We start from the raw sequence: 19,039 nt of genomic DNA on the forward strand, positions 1-19,039 counted from the left end.
GGAGGAAAAATAATGAAAACAGTCTATATAAATGCTACTTTTTTTACAATGGATCAAGAGAATCAAATTTTCGATAATGGTATGATGATCGTTCAAGATCAATTTATTACTTATGTCGGAAATCATTCTGAAGAGTTAATAAAGGATGCGGATCAAGTAATGAATCTTCAAGGGAAATGGGTAATGCCAGGACTTGTAAATACACATTCTCATATTCTTATGACGCTTTTACGTGGTATTGGAGATGATATGCTGCTAAAGCCTTGGTTAGAAACTAAAATATGGCCAATCGAAAGACAATATACAACGGAAATTGCTTCTGTAAGTGCACAACTTGGTATTTTAGAAATGGTTAAGTCGGGAACTACAGCATTCTCAGATATGTTTAACCCTAATGGAATCGATCCAAATGTTGTCATGGAGACAATTGGTGAAACTGGAATTAGAGGAGCATTTTCATATTCGATATTTAGCTTTGGAACAGAAGAAGAGCAAAGATTGAATCTTAAAGGTGCTGAGCAATTTTCAAAAGACTACAAAAGGTTTGCTGATGGCCGTCTAACAACGATGGTTGCACCTCATAGCCCATATGCATGTACACCAGAAGCTCTAATTGAAAGTGCACGTATCGCAAAAGAAAATGATTTAATGATGCACATTCATGTATCTGAAACAGATTATGAAATTCAAGATATTGAAGCCCGCTATTCAAACCGACCTGTAGAACATCTTCGCCAATTAGGTGTATTTAATCAGCCGACAGTAATGGCTCACGGTGTAGTTCTAAATGATGAAGAAAGAGCGATCCTAAAGGAATATGATGTACGAGTTGCTCATAATCCAATTAGTAATTTGAAGTTAGGTTCTGGCGTTGCTGATGTGGTTAGTTTATTAGACGCTGGAGTAAAAGTTGGTATAGCAACGGATAGCACAGCATCTAATAACAATCTTGACATGTTTGAAGAAGTGAGAATAGCTGCACTGCTACAAAAAGGAATGTATAAAGATGCTACGAAATTCTCAGCACAAACTGCATTAACTTTGGCTACTCGAGGTGGCGCAGAAGTTATAGGAATGGGACATACTGGCTCACTTGAAGCCAATAAAAAGGCAGATTTTATTACAATTTATCCATATGATAAAGAGCATTTACAACCATTAAGTAATGCATATTCACACTTACTATACGCTGCACGTGGTAGCGATGTATGTGATGTTTTCATTGATGGGAAAGCAATTGTAAAAGAGCGTATTAGTTTAACAATTGATGAAGAAAAAGTAATTGCAGAAGTAAATCGATTACAAAGTAGATTTGCTTAAAAGAAGTAAACAAAGAAGAGCAGGAAAAGGATTGTCCTGCTCTTTCTAATTTAAAAATATCGTTCATTGATGATTTTTAAATGATGTAACTCATGGCCTGCAATAATATAAGCAATAGCACGAGGTGTCGTTGGGTGATTTAGAACATTTCCCTCATTTTCTAATGTTTCATTAGATAAGTTTTCTAGCATAGATAAAGTCGCTTGACGAACAGTTTGATATTCATTAATAATTTGTTCTAGCTCAAGTCGGTTAAAATTTGCATTTTCATTATAGGCATTCTCATCAAAAGATGGCAATGGATTGTGATCCCCTCTTGCAATTGCCAAAAGACGATAACACATTATTCTTTCAGTATCTACTAAATGTCCAAGAACTTCCTTAATACTCCATTTTCCTTCCGCGTATCGATATTCAGATTTTTCTTTCGAGATTGCTTTAAAAAAGTTTCTTGATTCCTCTAATTGTTTCCTTAAAATAGCTTGTAAGTCACCTTCAGGAACTAGCTCAATATAACCTTTAAAGTGTGGATTATATTCATTTGAATTTGGTCTGGACATCAATTAATCACCCCAACGTTTTTATTTAAGATTTAAAGAGTAAGTAGTACAATAAAGAAATTATAACTAATGGTAAAATTTTGTAAATAGAAGTTTGAAAAATAAAAATATTAAGGGTGATTAATATGAATATTCAGCTGAAGCAACGTTTTAAGCAATTTGCAAAAAATGAATGTGAAAATTCTAGTAGATTATATGAATATTTATCATTAAAAATTGCAGAAGACGAAGAGATTCATGATTTATGTACTTTTGCGCTTGATGGTCAACCTATTCCAAATTTATTATTAGGTTCGATTCATTATTTATTATTGAATGGTAATCATCATCCGTTAAAAGAGTTCTATCCAAGCCTAGTAGAAACACCAAAGAAATTAAAAGATTCCTATCCATATTTTCAGGATTTTTGTAAAAAATTTAGAAACGAAATTATTCAGCTTATTCAAACGAAAATTGTCCAAACAAATGAAGTGAGACGTTGTGCATATCTTTATCCATGCTTTTCTTATATTTATCAAAAGGTTAATAAACCAATCTCGTTAATAGAAATTGGAACTAGTGCTGGACTTCAACTATTATGGGATCAATATAAGTATTCTTATAGCACAAGCGAAACTATTTATGGAAATATAAAATCGGATGTTCTGATCAATTCGGAGGTAAATGATAAGGGCCTAATTAATCTCCCATTATTAGATAAAGTGCCTCCAGTTGTTGATCGATATGGAATAGATTTACACGTAAATGATTTATCAAATGAAGAAGACTATTTGTGGCTAAAAGCCTTAATTTGGCCGGAGCATTTTGAACGAAGAGAATTATTTGAAAAAGCCGTTATAAGTATGAAGGAAAATGAAATCAATTTAATAGAAGCAGACGGGATTAAAATATTACCAGAAGTCGTTAAACAACTATCAAATGATTCCATTCTATGTATTTTTCATACACATGTCGCAAATCAAATCCCAGTTGAGGGAAAACAAAGTTTACTAAAAACTATTGAAGGTATTGGTGAAAATAGAGATGTGTTTCATCTATATAATAATATTTGGGATCGAATGTTACATCTTGACTATTATATTGATGGGGTAAAGTATGAAGAAGTAATTGGTGAAACAGAAGGTCACGGGAAATGGTTTGAATGGAGGGTTTAGTAAAACATTAAGAAATAGCAATGAAATGAGGGAGCAAAAATGGAGATTAAAGGAATCAATCATTTGTTGTTTTCAGTATCTAATCTTGATCTAGCGATCGATTTCTATAGAAACGTATTTGATGCAACTCTCTTAATGAAAGGTAGAACAACAGCCTATTTTGACTTGAATGGAATATGGCTTGCATTAAATGAAGAGAAAGCTATTCCTAGAAATGAAATTCATCATTCATATACTCATATGGCTTTTACAATAGACGAAGACTCCTTTGAAAAAATGTATGATAAATTAGTTCAACTTAAGGTAAATATATTGAATGGTCGTGAAAGAGATAAACGAGATAAAAATTCAATTTATTTTACTGATCCAGATGGACATAAATTCGAATTTCATACTGGTACCCTGCGAGATCGGATTGAATATTATAAGCAAGCAAAGCCACATATGGATTTTTATATTTAGTTGTTGGATAGAAAGTTTAAATAAACTTTCTACGATAAATATCTTGAATTAAAGATATTTTTTGATACAATATAGTTAAGAGTTCGGTAAATTGATATTGAAATCATCGTATTAAACGTATTAAACAGATAGGTTAATACGATATCTAGATGAATTATACTTTAATATAATATCTCAAATTAAAGATAAAAACAAAAGGAGCGATAAACTATGTTCGAAACAATTAATAGTAAACAATTAGGTCAAGCTGATCACGGTTGGTTAAAAACAATTCATCATTTTTCATTTGCAAATTATTATGATCCAAGTAATATGAACTTTGGTGTATTAAGAGTATTAAATGATGATTTAATTAAAGCACACAGAGGATTTGGTACTCATCCACATAGTGATATGGAAATCATAACATATGTCATTAATGGGAATTTAACTCACGCTGATAGTATGGGGAATAAACATGAAATTGGACGTGGTGATATTCAGTACATGAGTGCTGGAACGGGTGTGTATCACAGTGAACACAATATGGGCAAGGATTTATTAAGATTAATTCAATTATGGATTATTCCTGACAAAGCAGGTCATACTCCAAATTACGGTGACTTAATATCAGATTGGGAAAAAAGAGAAGGAAAATGGTATCATATGGTATCTCCTGTTGAAGGGAGTGCCCCAATTAAAATTCACCAAGATGCAAATATTTACTCGCTTGCATTAAATGAAAATGAAGAAATTACTTTTGAAATGAAAAAGGATCGCCAAGCGTATTTAGTCTTATTAGAAGGAAATGCCATTGTGAATGGAGAACTAATGGAAGCTAGTGATGCTGCAAAAATAATTGAAGAAGATATTAAAATAAAATCAAAAGATTTTTCACATTATTTAGTAGTAGAAATGAAAAAATAGTAGATGAAATGATCTAATTATTGGAGGGGAAATAGGTAATGAAAACAAGTATTAAATGGGATGGCAAGTTAGCCTTTTCAGGAATTGCACCATCTGGCCATGAGATAAAAATGGATACTGCCGAGTCTTTAGGTGGAGACAATAGTGCACCTACACCAGTTGAACTATTAATTAATGCAGTCGCAGGTTGTACTGCAATTGATATCGTATTAATCCTAGAAAAAATGAGATTAAAATTAACTTCATTCGAAATTGAAGTAAACGGTGAACGAGCTGAGGAGCATCCTAAGCGATTTACTGACATTCACTTGCATTATATATTAGGTGGAGAGTTAGATACAGAAAAAGTTCGAAAAGCGATCAAATTATCAAAGGATAAATATTGCTCAGTAGCTCATTCTTTAAACGCTAACATTACAGCAAGTTTCACTTTAAATGGAACGAAGGATAATGAAGTACTATAATTAAATGTAGCTGCCTCTAAAGTGAAAGTACTTTTGGGGTAGCTTTTTTAATTGGCATTTCAAAATAAAAACCAGCATTTTGCTGGTTTTTAAACTTACTCTTCATTATCCAATTGTTTTTTTACATAAGTAGGAAGCATAAAGCACCCAACATGTAGATCTGTATTATAATATTTTGTTTCAATCCCTAGCTTATTCCATTCATCAGCTTTAATGTCTTTAATTGGGTCGTATTTTTTTGATGCAAATCCGAATAACCAATGACCAGATGGATAAGTTGGCATATGGAATTGATATACTTTTGAAATCGGAAATGTTTCTTTAATTTTGGAATGTGCACGTTTCATTTCGTGCGCGTAACTAGCGTAGTATGGACTTTCATGCTGGTTAATTAGAATACCTTCTTCACTTAATACCCGTTTGCAATTGTTATAGAAAGCAACTGTAAAGAGCCCTTCACCAGGCCCAATAGGATCTGTTGAATCTACCAAAATCAAATCGTAATAACCTTCATCAGCTTCTTGTACGAACTTTAGGCCATCTTCGAAATATAAGGTTAATCGATTATCTTGATCTAATTTTGAGGCTGTTAATGGTAAGTATTGTTGGCATAGCCTTACTACTCGCTCATCAATTTCTACCATATCAACAACTTCCACACCTGGGTAACGTAGTACTTCACGAGCAGTACCACCGTCGCCCCCACCGATAATTAGTACTTTTTTAATGTTTGGATTTACAGCCATTGATACATGCGTAATCATATCATGGTAGATAAATTCATCCTTTTCAGTCACCATCATATAACCATCTAGAGTAAAGAATGTTCCAAATGTTTCACTTCTAAAGAAATCGATTTGTTGAAATTCACTTTTTTCAGAATGAATATGTTCTTGAACCTTTATGGAGAACTTCGTATCTTCTTGGTGATTTTCTGTATACCATAAATCCATTAAATTTTCCTCCAAACTTCGATCGACGACCTTTATTACATAAGGATCATCATCATCGTTGATTGTGATCGTTCCTTCTGATTTTAAATAAAGATAATGCTGAATCAATTCAGTTGAAATTAGTTCACCAGGTATACAAAGAGGGATACCAGGAGGGTATATCATGATTGATTCACCACTAATTAATCCACTAGCATCATGAATTGAAATAATTCGTTTTGGATGATAGTACGCTTCTCTAGGAGTCATGACCATTTTAGGATTTTTTAATGCAACACTTATATCTGTTTCAAGTTTTGGAAGTTTACCGTAATATCGGTCACTAATGTCTCTTAATGCATCAATTAAGGTTTGGATGGTGTCTTCATTATCGCCTAGCGAGATAATTGCTAAAATGACATTAGGTTCGGCAAGTTCGATTTGAATTTTATATTCTTCTGCAAGCATGTCATATACTTTAAAACCAGACATTCCTAAATCTGAAACTTTAACAACGAGTTTTAACTCATCGTAATCGAATACTCCAACTCCATTTCGATATGAATCTTGCGTAATACATTTTAATCCTTTTATGGAGTTAATTTCTTCTTTAGCTTTTCTTGTTAAATTGAGTAATTTTTCAAAGCGTTCATGACCTTCTAATACTAATTTCTTTCTTGCAACATCGATTGAACACATAAGTAAATAGGAAGCAGATGTTGTTTGAAATAAATTAATTGTAGATCGAACCCTATTTTTAGTAATGATCCCATCATTATGTAGTAGAACTGATGCTTGTGTTAAAGCACCACCAGTTTTATGCAAACTAAGGGTAACAAGGTCAGCACCAAGAAGGGCAGCGTTACTTGGTAAATCAGGGTGAAACGAAAAGTGAGCACCGTGGGCTTGGTCTACTAAAACTGGAATCCCTCTGGAATGACCAATGTCGATAATTTGTTTTAAATCTGAAGTTGCTCCAAAATAAGTTGGATTTATAATAAGAATGGCTTTAACATCCGAATTTAAATCTAAGGCATGAAGAACAGATTTTACTGAAACGCCATTTACAATTCCATACTCATAATCGATTTCTGGTTCAATAAATACTGGTTTAGCACCCGCTAAGATTAAAGCATTTATTGCGGATTTGTGTACATTCCTTGGTAGGAGAATTTTATCTCCGTGTTCAAGGGCGCTCATAATCATATATTGAACCCCAGAAGTCGAACCATTTACTAACATATAAGCGTTATCTGAATGAAAGGCATCTGCTAATAAAGTTTCGGCTTCTTGGATTACACCTGTTGGATGCGATAAGTTATCAACACGCTTTGAAGAATTGACATCCATCTTAAGAGCCATATCACTCCAAAGCTCTCTTAATTCCTCGAGTGAATTACCTCTTTTATGCCCGGGAACATCAAAGCTTGTAATATCTTCCTTAGCATAACGAACTAATTCAGTTAAAAGCGGTGTTTTACTGTGATCCATCATCCATCAATATCCTCCACATCAGGACCATTCCATAAATTTTTACCGTAAAAGATTTCATCCATCTCATACTTCACTTTTTCTTCTATTTGTGAAATTTCATCCGCGTCTAATTTTTCTTTTGTGTAACCAAAAAGATAATTATCTAAATTAAATTGTTTCAACTTGCATTTCGTATGGAAAATATTTTCTTGGAACACATTCACATCAATCATTTGATACATGTCCTTTATTTTTTGAGGAATGTAATTTTGGATTGAGTTTATATCATGATCAATAAATAATTTATAACCACTAACATCACGAGTAAATCCTCGAACACGATAATCAATTGTCATAATATCGGCATCAAATTGGTGAATTAAATAGTTTAAGGCTTTTAAAGGAGAAATTTCTCCACAAGTAGATACATCAATATCTGCTCTAAACGTACTAATTCCATCATCCGGATGATATTCTGGGTAAGTATGAACAGTAATATGACTTTTATCTAAAGCTGCTACTACTAGCTCCGGTAATGGGCCAGGTGATTCGGAAAAATTTTCAGATGAAGGATTATCAACCGGACCTTCTGAAACGAGAATCGTAACACTTGCTCCTTGGGGATCATAATCTTGTTTTGCAACATTTAAAATATGAGCTCCAATTATATGTGTAACTTCAGTTAAAATTTTTGTTAAACGGTCAGCGTTATATTGTTCATCGATGTATTGAATATATGCTTCACGTTCTGCTTTTGTTTTTGTAAAGCAAATATCATACATATTAAAACTTAGTGATTTTGTTAAGTTATTAAAACCATAAAGTTGAAAATTATTTGACGATGAAATATTCATCTATTGTCCTCCTAATTTTACAAAGTAAAAAAGTACGTACGAAAAGTAAAAGCGACTGTATAATAGTCGCTAGTGTAACTACTCAATATATATTGTTTGTTTTTGAATTATTCATTATTCACATAAGTTGATGATTGAGGAGTTACTGATCGATAATGTCTTTTGTTGTTTAATTTAAAATATTCAGAAAATAAAAAGTCTGAAAATGCTTAAGCCTTTTTAGATAGTAGGATTGGTGGTTGTGGTGTAAAGATTAGTTCAAATTCCAGTACTAATTGATTAAAGATACTATTCCAATCCTGTGTTAATGCATAATCTCTTGCTTTTTTTGACATATGCTTCAACATCTCGCTTCCATGTAAGCAATCCTCAATTGCTTGGCAAAAAGAAGATGTATTTTGTGGCTCACAAAGGACACCAGTTGAATAATCTCTAATTATATTTTTAACTCCACCTGCATTTGCACCAATCACTGGTGTTCCACACGCCATTGCTTCGAGTACTACATTTCCAAATGTTTCAGTATCAGAAGGAAAGACCATTAAATCAGACACACCGTAAATCTCAACTAAGTCTTTTTTTTGAAGGTAGCCTGTATAAATAATTTGATCAGTACCTGTTTTCTTGATCATTTCTTCTTTTTTGGGGCCATCTCCAACGATTAACCAAGTTAAATTTTTGTTAAAACGTTGCTTAGTGTAGTTTATTATTTTCGATAAGGTTTCTAAATCCTTTTCAGGTGCAATTCTGCCAACAAAACAAACCGTATATTTAGACGTAATATTATATTTTTGTTTTATTTCATTATGATTCATAGTTGGACGAAAGATCGAACAGTCAACGCCATGGGTCCAAATAGAGAGATTGCTAAAACCTTTTGTCTCTAAATGATTGAATGTATCCTTCGAAGGAACAAATATTTTTTGAGTCGGTTTATGAAACCAATCTAAATACTTCCATAAAATATTTTCTAAGAATGTTAAGTTATAGTACTGAAGATAATGGTCAAAATTTGTGTGGTATGAAGCAACCAAAGGGATTTTCATTTTTTTAGCAATATGGAGCCCACTTAATCCAATCGTAAATGGTGTTGCGATATGGATAATATCTGGATTAAATTCTTTAAGCGTCTTTTTCATTTTAGAAAGGTTTGGAAATGAAATTTTACATTCAGGATAAATTTTAAATGGTACAGATTTTAATCTTGTTACATCTTGCGTTGATGATAAACCGTAGTCCTCAGGAGCAAACACATGATATGAATGGCCATGATCTTTTAAGTAATTTGTAAATCGATTTAAAGTTTTGGCAACACCATTTACTTGAGGAATATAGGTGTCTGTAAAAATAGCTACTCTCATAACTTCTCCTCCTTACAAATGATAGATAAAAAATTGTGAAATAAATGTAGTAAATATACCAAGTAATATTCCGAAAAACACATCTGATGGATAATGTAAGCCAAGATAAATTCGAGAGAAAGAGACACACAAAACTAAAGGAAGTAAAATAAATGACGTAAATGGTAAATAAATCATTATAGGAAGTGCAACAGAAATAATTGCCGTTGTATGACCAGAAGGGAAGGAATGATCTTTTAAAGGATTTTTTAGCACAAAAGTACCTTCTAGTTTAAGATAAGGTCTTTTACGTGGATAAAAACGTTTAAGAAAATGAACAGGAATATGGCTAAGAGAAAGGGTGCAACAACATAAGATTGATGCTTCATGTAATTCACCTTTGGAATAAAGTAATAAAATTAATGCTGATGCAATTGTAAAAGTAGCTCCGCCAAGATGTGTAATATTACGAAAGAAAAAATTCAAGTAACGCTTCTGGAACAATGAATTAACGCGATAAAACAGTTGACATTCATATGTGTGAATCTTTTGAAGAATAGCGCTCATTTTTCATCCTCCATTATGTTGATATTTGTAACTTCATTATAAAAAGGGTTTATGGATTTAAATAGAAGCTTTTGTAAATGAATAATTTAGATATGTAAATTTTTATTAAACGGATTGGAGCGGGGAGGAACAAGGTTTTACAATAATCTTGAAATCAAATAAATTTGTGAAAAGTGCAAATAAAAAATGGGAAAGTGCAAATAAAAAGGCTAAAACTACAAATAAAATCTTGAAGGTGCAAATAAAAAAGCTGAAACTACAAATAAAACTAGCAAATCTGCAAAAAAGACCACAAATCATAAATAAACTGAGCCGAAACAACAGTAATTACATGAAATTACCATAAAATAAATTAGAGCAGGCCAAATTTATCAGTAAACCCAAAAAAAGAGAAGGCTTTAATCCAGTCCTTCTCTTTTTCCTATTATTACAGCACAGTATGTAAAATATCCTCAAATTATTTTGACAGATTTTCTTCTACTTTTTTATAGAATTGTCCTTTTTCAATATATTCTCTACGAATTCGATCCATATCAATGATGTCTTCCTCTGTTAATTCACGTACTACTTTTGCAGGTCTACCAAATGCTAATGTGTTAGGAGGTATTACTTTTCCGCCTGGAACTAAGCTGCCTGCACCAATCATTGCACCTTCACCGATTTCGGCACCATCTAAAACGATTGAACCCATACCAACTAATGCATTCTTTTTAACTGTACAACTATGTAAAATAACACTATGTCCAATTGTTACGCCATCTTCTAAAATTAGAGGGCATTTTGGGCTTTGGTGAAGAACAGATAAATCTTGAACATTTACATCATTTCCAATGATTGTATCATTAACGTCGCCACGGATTACTGCACCAAAAAATACACTACTATTTGCTCCAATTGTGACAGAACCGGTAACAGTTGCAGTTGAAGCGATAAAAGCTGATGGTTCGATTTTGGGTTGCTTCCCTTTGTATGGTAATATCATACTATACCGTTGCCAAGCATATAAAAATACGATGATTGTTTAGTTGAAATTGTCTAAACAACAAGGCAACGAGTTCACCTCCATAATATTTACTTCAATATGAGTATAACTTATTTTAACAATATGTAATTAATGAAAAATAGGGAGGAGTGAAAAAATGTCACTACCTAAAAATCCGATCCAATTAATGCCAAAAGTTTATAAAGCTGTTTTTCCTTTAGTGCATCAGGAATTAAACTATTGGAGAAATTTTGCAACGACAATCCCAGATCCAGAACTTAGAAAACAAGCACTAATGAGTATCGATACAAAAACATTCCATTGTGAAGGTGGTGCAATTTTAGCATTACTTTCTGAAAAGAATTTAAAACCAGTAATAGAATTTATCGTTGCATATCAAACAATTAGTGATTACTTGGATAATTTATGCGATCGTAGTACTTCGCTTGATCCAGTTGATTTTGAAGCACTACATGAGTCAATGATTGATGCGGTAAAATGTCAAAAATCAGATCAAATGTATTATCGCTTTCGAGAAGAACAAGACGATGGTGGATATTTACGTGCACTAGTTTCAAAGTGTCATAGTAGTTTAAATCAATCGAAGCATTATGAGGGAATTAAAGAGTACTTAGTTCAACTTGCTGATTATTATTGTAAGTTACAAATACATAAGCATGTAAAAAAAGAAGAACGAGTACCTAGATTAACAAATTGGTTTGAAAAATATCAACCAGAACTTTCTGACTTAGAATGGTATGAATTCTCTGCGTGCGCAGGTTCAACACTTGGGATTTTTTGTTTAGTTTCTTATTCATTTAACGAAGTGATTTCTGAAAAATTATTTGAACAAGTCTATAAGAGTTATTTCCCTTATGTACAAGGACTTCATATACTACTAGATTATGTAATTGATCAAAAGGAAGACGAAGAAGGCGGAGATTTAAATTTCTGCAGTTATTACCCGTCTAAAGATGTCATGTTAAATAGGATTGAGTATTTTTCAACTAAAAGTGATCAAGCCTTAAAAGATTTAAAAGACTATCGTTTTCATCGAATGATCTGCCAAGGATTACTAGGTATTTATTTGGCTGATAAAAAAATGGCAGGACCAGACGAGATGAAAAGAATTAGAAGAGGGATTGTTAAGAACGGTGGCTTAACATCATTCTTTTTCTATGGAAATGCTAAGTTATATTTTAAATTAAAAGAGTTAAAGGCGAGCAATAGAAGGGTCAAGGAATCAGTATAAAGGGGTATGCACCACACAGGCAAACCAATGTGAAAACTCCAGTAAAAAAGGATCGTTAATTTGGTCTTACCCCTGTCAAGTAGACACTTAAATAAAAGGTACATTATCTAAGCAGCCTTAGCCCTATATTCTATAGGGCTAAGGTTATTTAACTTTTTCTGAAATCGTTTATTGTTGTAAAACTTAATATATTTTTTTACTGCTATTTTAACCTCTTGCGAAGTCTCAAAACGATAACGGTAAAAACATTCAGTTTTAAAATGACTAAAAAAACTTTCCATACATGCGTTATCTAAACAATTTCCCTTTCTAGACATGCTTCCCTTAATATTGTATCTGTTTAAAAGTTGGTTATATCTAATTGATGTGTACTGGAATCCTTGATCACTATGTAATATGAGACCTCTTACATCCCTATTTTTTATAGCTTCTTTTAAAGTATCAGCCACTAACTTTAGGTCATTTCTTTCACTTATTTTATAAGCGACAATCTCATTATTATATAGGTCTAATATAGAAGATAAATAGATTTTCTTCCCGTTAAAAAGTAAGTAGGTAATATCTGTTACCCATTTTTCATTTGGACGTTTAGCTGAAAATTCTCTATTTAAATAGTTTCTTGAAAGGACAAACTTTTCTTTGCGTCCAAAGTGTTTCCATTTCTTTTTTCGTATCTTAGCTTGTATCTTATTTGATCTCATCAAACGATATATTTTCTTATGATTCACTTTTAGTCCATACACCTTACTCAGCCAAGTTTTAACTCTTGGATAGCCATAACTCCAATTAATATCTGGATCTTGTTGGCATTCAATAATTTTTTTCACTATTGATTGATCTTCTAAATCTTTTTTAGTAGGGCTACTCTGACGTGTTAACCATTTGTAGTACCCACTCTTTGAAACACCTACTATCTTACATAAAATAACAACTGTGAATTGATCCTTAAGCTCATGAATTATACTGTATTCTATTGATTTTTCTTTTCCTGTATCATCCTCCTTTTCGCAGCTAAGAGCTTTTTTAAATAAGCGTTCTCTGCTTCTAATCGGTTGATCTTTTCAGCATCATTTTCATCATCTCTTTTGATTTTCCTTCTAAATAAAATGTCTGATTTCCCTCTTTTTTCTTCTAATCCTTGGATTCCTTCTCTTTTGTAATGAGTTATCCATCTTTGAATGGTCGTATATCCTATATCTAGTTCTTTAGCTATTGTTCTAATCCCCATATCCTTTTCAAAGTACAAATCAATAGCTTTCAACTTAGTTTCTTTAGAATAAGTTTTTCTAATTTTCCCCATAAAAAAATCCCCTCCATAATAGACAGTACGATCCTTTTTTTTGACTGTCTACTATAAGGGGATAATAACAATTTCAAACGATCCTTTTTCGCGTTTATTAATTTAAAGCTTCACTTTTTTTATTTAAAGCTTCACTTTTTTCAGAGAAAAATATCTTCATAAGTGGTGGAGTTACAATTGTTGTGATTAATACCACTATAACAAGGATCGCAAACATTTCCTTACTTAAAAGATTATTTGCTAAACCAGTTGATGCCATAATTAGGGCAACTTCCCCTCGTGATACCATTGCTGAACCAATTCCGAGTGAATTTTTAGTTGGAAATCCAGCCAATTTTGCTCCTAATGCTCCACCAATTAGTTTCGTTAAAATAGCGATAATACTTATCATAATAATAGTCGGAATCGAATGGCTTAACCCAGTAAATTGAACTGATACACCTATTAAAGTGAAAAACACAGGTACAAATACAGAGTAAGCAATCGTTTCGACCTTTTCAAAAACTTCTTGTTTAAACTTAGTAACGGATATCGATATTCCTGCGAAATAAGCTCCGATTATTGCAGCAATTCCTGTTTGGTCTGCAAAGGCTGAGAATAAGAAGCATACTATTAAGGCAGCAGAGATTAGTGTTTCTGAAACGTTTAGTTTTATAAACTTTTTTAAGAACCAAGGTACAATCTTCCAACCTATTAATATGGCAAATGTAAAAAATATAAACTTTTTAAATAAAAGAATTGGTAAACTAACGGCACTACCACTGAAACTCATAACAAATGCTAAAGCTATGATGACAACAATATCATCAATTACAGCAGCACCTAAAATTGTTGCACCATCTTTTGTTTTAAGTTTACCCATTTCTTTTAATGTAGCCACAGAAATACTTACGCTAGTCGCAGAAAGAATCAGTCCCAAAAAAATAGCTTCAAATTGACTTAAGTTTATGGAGATACCATAAAGATAACCTGAGAATAAAGGGAATAGTATACCAAGTACACCTACATAAGAAGAAGCTTTCCCAGTTCGTTTAAATTCATTAACATCAGTTTCTAAACCTGCAATAAACATAAGTAAAATGACACCAATTTCGCTCATTTCATGTAATGTTTCTGTTTCAGTAATGATTCCAAGTACAGCTGGACCTAGTATGATTCCTATTAATAGCTTTCCTAAAACTGCAGGTTGACCAAGCTTTGTACTTAAATCCCCAAAAACTTTAGAGGCAATCAATATAATCGCAAGTTGCACGTAAAGCATAAATTCATCTCCTGTCTGAACGCATAAAAAAAGAACCTGCCACAATAGGGTAAGTAAAATAGTACATACTTATCCCTATCGTGACAGGCTCCTCCGAACAATGCATTAAATTTAATCTAAGTATAAACTAAAATTGAATTAGAAAACAAGCTTAAGTAATAGATTGCTAACAATAAAAATAGGAACTTAGTTTAATAGAATTAATAAAATAAGCGAAATAAAATAAGCAAAATGAAGGAGTATAAAAGAAATGGCACTTTTAATTTTTCGGAAAAATAACATATGTTTTAGTACGAAAGAGTGTACATAAATTAAAATCATACTCCCAAAGAAACCGTAGAAATACCCATAAATTACCCAAAGGGTCATCTGATTAACTTGTGAAGATTCAGTACGAAATCCTCTGTATAATGAAACAAGATAAAAAACTGACCAGTAATTGATGAATGCAATTAATCCAATTAATAATAATATCCAATTCGAATTCCGTAAAATGAACTGAAAAACATTACGAAATATTTTATTCCAATTGTTTAGGTTTGTAGTCAACTCTTCACGCCCCTAGAGTTGGTTTAGATCAATCAACTACGAATTGGTTTGTATGAACAAATCAATTAAGTGGTTATATCTTTACATAATATTCAATTGATTCCATGAATACGCCGTTATTAGATAGTATTAATAATTTTTTGTAAATATTTATAGATTGATAAAGTTACTAGATAATTAAATTTTATGTTTTAACTAAAAAGGATATGTTCTTAATAAAAAACTTGATGGTTTGTTTATAAAACTTCATTAGAAAACGAGTAATTTAAACAAAAAAAGAGGCCCAATAAGTAAATAACTTAAGAGGCGCTCTGTTTAATTTAATTTTTAGTTGGTTCAATTTGAGTAAAAATATCTCGATGAACTCTTTTCATTTCTTCAAAAAATTGTTCGCGTTTAATATTATTATTATCTAATATTTCTTTGAATGATTTTGTTTTACCTTTTTGAGCGATGATATTCTCTAAAGGTTTATTTGAAAGTTTTGCTACAACTGCAATAAAAACTAACTTCTTCATTTCCATTTTATGTTGCTCAACAGCTTTATTTATATTAGCTTCAGGTTGGTTTAAGTAATTTGAAATATACTTAACAACTTCTTTTTTGTGATTTTCTAACATTTTATTTGCTTTATGGTGATGATGATGTCTATGATGTTCACCATCTTCTGTTGTTGCATCGTGATCATGATGTGGATGGACATAATAATTTGCTGACGTGATGTTTTCGGCATTTACTGTAATTGTACTAAGTGTAAAAAGACTAACTACTGCACCTGCAAAAATAGCTTTTTTCATTTTGAAAACCTTCTTTCTTTGTTTGATTTTTTTATCTTTACCAATTTTCCAAGAAAAATTTACCATTAATGAATTTTTAATGAATTTTTAAGGTATTTATAATGGATAAGAGGGGGTCAAAACAAAATTCTATGTAGTACTTTTAAAAAAAATGGGGGAGAAAATAAAAAAACTGTCTTAAATTAGACAGTTTTTTCTTAAGCCCTTTTTTCAATTGCTAATATAAAAGGAGGATTATTTGCTTGATTAATAAATCGATAAGTTAATACATGTGCCAAGTCTTGAGGGATGTTTTGAGCAAAGTTCATTAATGCATCTTTTTCAACTTCTCCGCCTTCATGACCATGATAAATTACAACTACGATAATCCCTTCTGGAGCCATCATTTCGAGTATTTGTTCTATTGCAGAAATGGTTGACTCGGGGACTGTTACAACTGATTTATCACTACCAGGTAAATAACCAAGATTAAAAATTGCACCTTTTAATTTCTCGTGTAATGAAGTTGGGATTACTTTTTTTACTTCTGCATGACTTCTTTGCAATAGTGTAACTTGATTGCTTAAATTTTCATTGTTTATTCTTTCAGTCGTCTTTTGAATAGCTAGTTCTTGGATATCAAATCCGTAAACATGTCCAGTTTCACCAACCAATTTTGCTAAAAATACTGTATCATGACCATTACCCATTGTGGCATCAATGGTAATATCGCCTTCTTTAACAGTTGATTGGAGAAGCTTTCTAGCGTACGGTAAAATACGATCTAGAATCATGTTAATTGTACTCGATTATTTGCGTATTTACCTTGCCAGCTATTTCTACGTTCAAACTCACGATCAATTGCATTCAGTACTTCCCATTTTTTTAAGCTCCACATTGGTCCGATTAATAAGTCAGGTGGACCGTCCCCAGTAATTCGATGTACGATTACATCACTTGGAATGATTTCAAGCTGATCAACGACTAATTTAATATATGCGTCAAAATCCATGAATTCAACTAGTCCTTTTTCATATTGCTTCATCATTGCCGTACCTTTTAGTAGGTGAAGTAAGTGAATTTTAATTCCTTGGATATCAAGCTTAGCAACTTCCATCGCAGTTTCCATCATCATTTCTGGTGTTTCAAGAGGTAACCCGTTAATGATATGTGAACAAATACGGATGTTGTGCTTTCTTAATTTTTCTACGCCTTCTACGTAAGTTTTATAATCATGTGCACGATTAATAATATTTGCAGTTTTTTCGTGAACAGTTTGTAATCCTAATTCAACCCATAAATAAGTTCGTTTATTTAAATCTGCAAGATATTCAACGACATCATCCGGTAAACAATCCGGTCTTGTTGCGATTGATAAACCTACTACGCCTTCTTGCTCTAATATTGGTTCGAACTTTTGTTTTAATACTTCTACTGGTGCGTGAGTATTTGTGTATGCTTGGAAATAGCCTAAGTACTTTCCGTTTTGCCATTTCTCATGCATTTTATCTTTTATTTTATGAAATTGAGTTACAACATCCTCAGCTCGATCTCCTGCAAAGTCGCCTGAACCAGATGCGCTACAAAAAGTACAACCCCCAAACGCAACTGTACCATCTCTATTTGGACAATCAAATCCAGCGTCAATTGAAACTTTAAAAACTTTTTCGCCAAATTGTTGTCTTAAATGATAATTCCACGAATGGTATCTTTTATGATCTATTGTATATGGAAAAGGATTGTTTTTTGTCATTCCTCATCCCTCCCTTAATTTAAGTCAATATTATCGATTTTATCATGCTCTAAAAAGAAAACCAAATGGAAAAACCTTTCTTATTTGTAAAGAAATGATTGTACTCCGATTGAAAGGTTCGGAAATACTATCCTTGAGGTAACCTACATATCGGATACTTCATTAAAGTCTGAAGGAGGTATTTTCTTGGGAATAACAGATCGCGCATTCGGACAAGAACAAGTACAAAAAGCAAAAGAAGCGTATGATTACGCAGTAGGACAATTAGAAATTGGGATGAGACAAGAGCATTATAATGATATTGAATACTCACAAGCACAGGCAGGTGTTGAAGAAGCACTTATTGAGCTTGAAAAAGTTGCAAACCTTGCAAATGCAGAAAATAAAGATGAGTTCTATCGTTTACGTAGACAATTAACACAACTACAACATCAGATGATTATAACTCCGCACTAAAGGAGATTAGAGTATGCAAGAATACGTTCAAGAATATGCAATCCTTGGGAGGAAACCAAAAGTGGTAAAAAAGAAATCAAAAAGTAATAACCCTGAACAAACAACCAAAAATAAAACGAATACAGAGTTCTCAGGTGAACTTTCTGCAGTAGACCAAGTGAAAATAAATAACGCTAAAAAAGGTCAACCACAGAGATCAAAGCAGGGATAATGAAATAGAAAAGCAATCTTAAAAGAAGGCATCAGCGCCTTCTTTTTTAAGTATGTTGAAATATAGAACTGTCAATATGGAAAACGTCTATTCTGTGACCATTATTGATGATAAGTTTGTCATTTTTTGATGTTTTATTTATGGTTGTAAATGTTTAATGAGTAGTTTTACAATCCCAACAAACTCTAAAAATTATTTATTTTTTCAGAGGTTAAAAATCTTAAGTCCTTATTTTTCGAACAAAGTTCATATGATTAGTTAAAAAGTTGATGTCGTTTTTAGTTGACCTACAAACTGATTAATAAACTGTTATTTACTCAAAGTAAAGGATTTTAAATTAGGTTTTTAGTGTAGACTTGTTTGATGAATAAGTTGATTGGAATGGAGGGGTGCTCGACTCCTATGGGAAATGCGGGAAGGCTGAGACCCCGCAGGAACGAACGTGACGAGGAGGCTCAGGTCTCGCC

20 protein-coding genes are annotated in these 19,039 nt (G+C 32.3%); 8 read left to right on the top strand and 12 right to left on the bottom strand.

The window, feature by feature from the left end; all coding sequences use genetic code 11:
- The first annotated feature begins 12 nt into the window (after positions 1-12).
- On the top strand, positions 13-1,320 hold the full coding sequence (locus tag CN946_RS01755) for an amidohydrolase family protein (protein ID WP_098859634.1): 1,308 nt from the start codon (positions 13-15) through the stop codon (positions 1,318-1,320).
- A gap of 50 nt (positions 1,321-1,370) precedes the next feature.
- On the opposite strand, the gene CN946_RS01760 is transcribed toward CN946_RS01755, so the two are convergent.
- A complete protein-coding gene (locus tag CN946_RS01760) occupies positions 1,371-1,880 on the bottom strand; it encodes a DinB family protein (RefSeq protein ID WP_286133785.1) in 510 nt (169 codons plus the stop codon).
- A gap of 119 nt (positions 1,881-1,999) precedes the next feature.
- On the opposite strand from CN946_RS01760, the gene CN946_RS01765 reads away from it, so the two are divergent.
- The 4 genes from CN946_RS01765 (at position 2,000) to CN946_RS01780 (ending at position 4,866) form a co-directional block, all read left to right on the top strand.
- Positions 2,000-3,034 carry a DUF2332 domain-containing protein gene (locus CN946_RS01765; RefSeq protein WP_483295363.1) on the top strand — a complete coding sequence of 345 codons (1,035 nt, stop codon included), beginning with the start codon at positions 2,000-2,002 and terminating at the stop codon, positions 3,032-3,034.
- Positions 3,035-3,073: 39 nt separating this feature from the next.
- Entirely contained in the window at positions 3,074-3,496 is a 423-nt protein-coding gene (gene fosB / locus CN946_RS01770) for a metallothiol transferase FosB (RefSeq protein WP_098859637.1), read from the top strand.
- Positions 3,497-3,706: 210 nt separating this feature from the next.
- Positions 3,707-4,402, top strand: coding sequence for a pirin family protein (locus CN946_RS01775; RefSeq protein ID WP_098859638.1), 696 nt, complete (start codon positions 3,707-3,709; stop codon positions 4,400-4,402).
- A 38-nt stretch (positions 4,403-4,440) separates the two neighbouring features.
- Positions 4,441-4,866 (top strand): OsmC family protein, encoded by a 426-nt coding sequence (locus CN946_RS01780; RefSeq protein WP_056473303.1) that lies wholly within the window; start codon positions 4,441-4,443, stop codon positions 4,864-4,866.
- Between the two features lie 95 nt (positions 4,867-4,961).
- Here CN946_RS01780 and speE read toward each other — a convergent pair whose 3' ends face one another.
- From speE to CN946_RS01815, 5 genes are all read right to left on the bottom strand, one after another.
- The gene (gene speE, locus CN946_RS23660; RefSeq protein ID WP_218012632.1) at positions 4,962-7,292 is read right to left on the bottom strand and encodes a polyamine aminopropyltransferase; all 2,331 of its coding nucleotides are present in this window, start codon (positions 7,290-7,292) and stop codon (positions 4,962-4,964) included.
- Positions 7,289-8,125, bottom strand: coding sequence for an adenosylmethionine decarboxylase (gene speD / locus CN946_RS01795; RefSeq protein ID WP_098859639.1), 837 nt, complete (start codon positions 8,123-8,125; stop codon positions 7,289-7,291). The genes speE and speD overlap by 4 nt, the downstream gene beginning before the upstream one ends.
- A gap of 209 nt (positions 8,126-8,334) precedes the next feature.
- On the bottom strand, positions 8,335-9,486 hold the full coding sequence (locus tag CN946_RS01800) for a glycosyltransferase family 4 protein (protein ID WP_098859640.1): 1,152 nt from the start codon (positions 9,484-9,486) through the stop codon (positions 8,335-8,337).
- Between the two features lie 12 nt (positions 9,487-9,498).
- A complete protein-coding gene (locus tag CN946_RS01805; protein ID WP_098859641.1) occupies positions 9,499-10,032 on the bottom strand; it encodes a phosphatase PAP2 family protein in 534 nt (177 codons plus the stop codon).
- A 457-nt stretch (positions 10,033-10,489) separates the two neighbouring features.
- Positions 10,490-11,014, bottom strand: coding sequence for a gamma carbonic anhydrase (locus tag CN946_RS01815; protein ID WP_098859643.1), 525 nt, complete (start codon positions 11,012-11,014; stop codon positions 10,490-10,492).
- A 157-nt stretch (positions 11,015-11,171) separates the two neighbouring features.
- On the opposite strand from CN946_RS01815, the gene CN946_RS01820 reads away from it, so the two are divergent.
- Positions 11,172-12,266 (top strand): tetraprenyl-beta-curcumene synthase family protein, encoded by a 1,095-nt coding sequence (locus tag CN946_RS01820; RefSeq protein ID WP_098859644.1) that lies wholly within the window; start codon positions 11,172-11,174, stop codon positions 12,264-12,266.
- A gap of 107 nt (positions 12,267-12,373) precedes the next feature.
- Here CN946_RS01820 and CN946_RS01825 read toward each other — a convergent pair whose 3' ends face one another.
- The 6 genes from CN946_RS01825 to mnmL form a co-directional block, all read right to left on the bottom strand.
- Positions 12,374-13,315 (bottom strand): IS3 family transposase, encoded by a 942-nt coding sequence (locus CN946_RS01825; RefSeq protein WP_141546847.1) that lies wholly within the window; start codon positions 13,313-13,315, stop codon positions 12,374-12,376.
- On the bottom strand, positions 13,237-13,566 hold the full coding sequence (locus tag CN946_RS01830; protein WP_098859645.1) for a transposase: 330 nt from the start codon (positions 13,564-13,566) through the stop codon (positions 13,237-13,239). Before CN946_RS01830 ends, CN946_RS01825 begins: the two co-directional genes overlap by 79 nt.
- 97 nt (positions 13,567-13,663) lie before the next feature.
- Positions 13,664-14,827, bottom strand: coding sequence for a cation:proton antiporter (locus tag CN946_RS01835; protein ID WP_098859646.1), 1,164 nt, complete (start codon positions 14,825-14,827; stop codon positions 13,664-13,666).
- Positions 14,828-15,696: 869 nt separating this feature from the next.
- On the bottom strand, positions 15,697-16,173 hold the full coding sequence (locus tag CN946_RS01845) for a hypothetical protein (RefSeq protein WP_098859648.1): 477 nt from the start codon (positions 16,171-16,173) through the stop codon (positions 15,697-15,699).
- Positions 16,174-16,370: 197 nt separating this feature from the next.
- Positions 16,371-16,946, bottom strand: a complete 576-nt coding sequence (gene mnmM, locus CN946_RS01850; RefSeq protein WP_098859649.1) for a tRNA 5-(aminomethyl)-2-thiouridylate-methyltransferase MnmM — start codon at positions 16,944-16,946, stop codon at positions 16,371-16,373.
- Positions 16,943-17,905, bottom strand: a complete 963-nt coding sequence (mnmL, locus tag CN946_RS01855; RefSeq protein ID WP_098859650.1) for a tRNA modification radical SAM protein MnmL/YtqA — start codon at positions 17,903-17,905, stop codon at positions 16,943-16,945. The genes mnmM and mnmL overlap by 4 nt, the downstream gene beginning before the upstream one ends.
- A gap of 186 nt (positions 17,906-18,091) precedes the next feature.
- On the opposite strand from mnmL, the gene CN946_RS01860 reads away from it, so the two are divergent.
- Both CN946_RS01860 and CN946_RS01865 read left to right on the top strand, forming a co-directional pair.
- Positions 18,092-18,361: a DUF2524 family protein gene (locus CN946_RS01860; RefSeq protein ID WP_286133786.1), complete on the top strand. Its 270-nt coding sequence runs from the start codon at positions 18,092-18,094 to the stop codon at positions 18,359-18,361.
- 61 nt (positions 18,362-18,422) lie between these two features.
- Positions 18,423-18,572, top strand: a complete 150-nt coding sequence (locus CN946_RS01865) for a glycogen biosynthesis protein GlgD (RefSeq protein ID WP_286131733.1) — start codon at positions 18,423-18,425, stop codon at positions 18,570-18,572.
- Positions 18,573-19,039 lie beyond the last annotated feature (467 nt).

It is taken from the genome of Bacillus sp. AFS053548, from assembly GCF_002575105.1.
In the GTDB taxonomy this organism is placed as follows: Bacteria; Bacillota; Bacilli; order Bacillales; family Bacillaceae_G; genus Gottfriedia.

Coding starts and splice junctions, on each gene's coding strand:
- CN946_RS01755 (WP_098859634.1), top strand. CDS start 13: ATGAAAACAGTCTATATAAATGCTACTTTTTTTACAATGGATCAAGAG.
- CN946_RS01760 (WP_286133785.1), bottom strand. CDS start 1,880: ATGTCCAGACCAAATTCAAATGAATATAATCCACACTTTAAAGGTTAT.
- fosB (WP_098859637.1), top strand. CDS start 3,074: ATGGAGATTAAAGGAATCAATCATTTGTTGTTTTCAGTATCTAATCTT.
- CN946_RS01775 (WP_098859638.1), top strand. CDS start 3,707: ATGTTCGAAACAATTAATAGTAAACAATTAGGTCAAGCTGATCACGGT.
- CN946_RS01780 (WP_056473303.1), top strand. CDS start 4,441: ATGAAAACAAGTATTAAATGGGATGGCAAGTTAGCCTTTTCAGGAATT.
- speE (WP_218012632.1), bottom strand. CDS start 7,292: ATGATGGATCACAGTAAAACACCGCTTTTAACTGAATTAGTTCGTTAT.
- speD (WP_098859639.1), bottom strand. CDS start 8,125: ATGAATATTTCATCGTCAAATAATTTTCAACTTTATGGTTTTAATAAC.
- CN946_RS01800 (WP_098859640.1), bottom strand. CDS start 9,486: ATGAGAGTAGCTATTTTTACAGACACCTATATTCCTCAAGTAAATGGT.
- CN946_RS01805 (WP_098859641.1), bottom strand. CDS start 10,032: ATGAGCGCTATTCTTCAAAAGATTCACACATATGAATGTCAACTGTTT.
- CN946_RS01815 (WP_098859643.1), bottom strand. CDS start 11,014: ATGATATTACCATACAAAGGGAAGCAACCCAAAATCGAACCATCAGCT.
- CN946_RS01820 (WP_098859644.1), top strand. CDS start 11,172: ATGTCACTACCTAAAAATCCGATCCAATTAATGCCAAAAGTTTATAAA.
- CN946_RS01830 (WP_098859645.1), bottom strand. CDS start 13,566: ATGGGGAAAATTAGAAAAACTTATTCTAAAGAAACTAAGTTGAAAGCT.
- CN946_RS01835 (WP_098859646.1), bottom strand. CDS start 14,827: ATGCTTTACGTGCAACTTGCGATTATATTGATTGCCTCTAAAGTTTTT.
- CN946_RS01845 (WP_098859648.1), bottom strand. CDS start 16,173: ATGAAAAAAGCTATTTTTGCAGGTGCAGTAGTTAGTCTTTTTACACTT.
- mnmM (WP_098859649.1), bottom strand. CDS start 16,946: ATGATTCTAGATCGTATTTTACCGTACGCTAGAAAGCTTCTCCAATCA.
- mnmL (WP_098859650.1), bottom strand. CDS start 17,905: ATGACAAAAAACAATCCTTTTCCATATACAATAGATCATAAAAGATAC.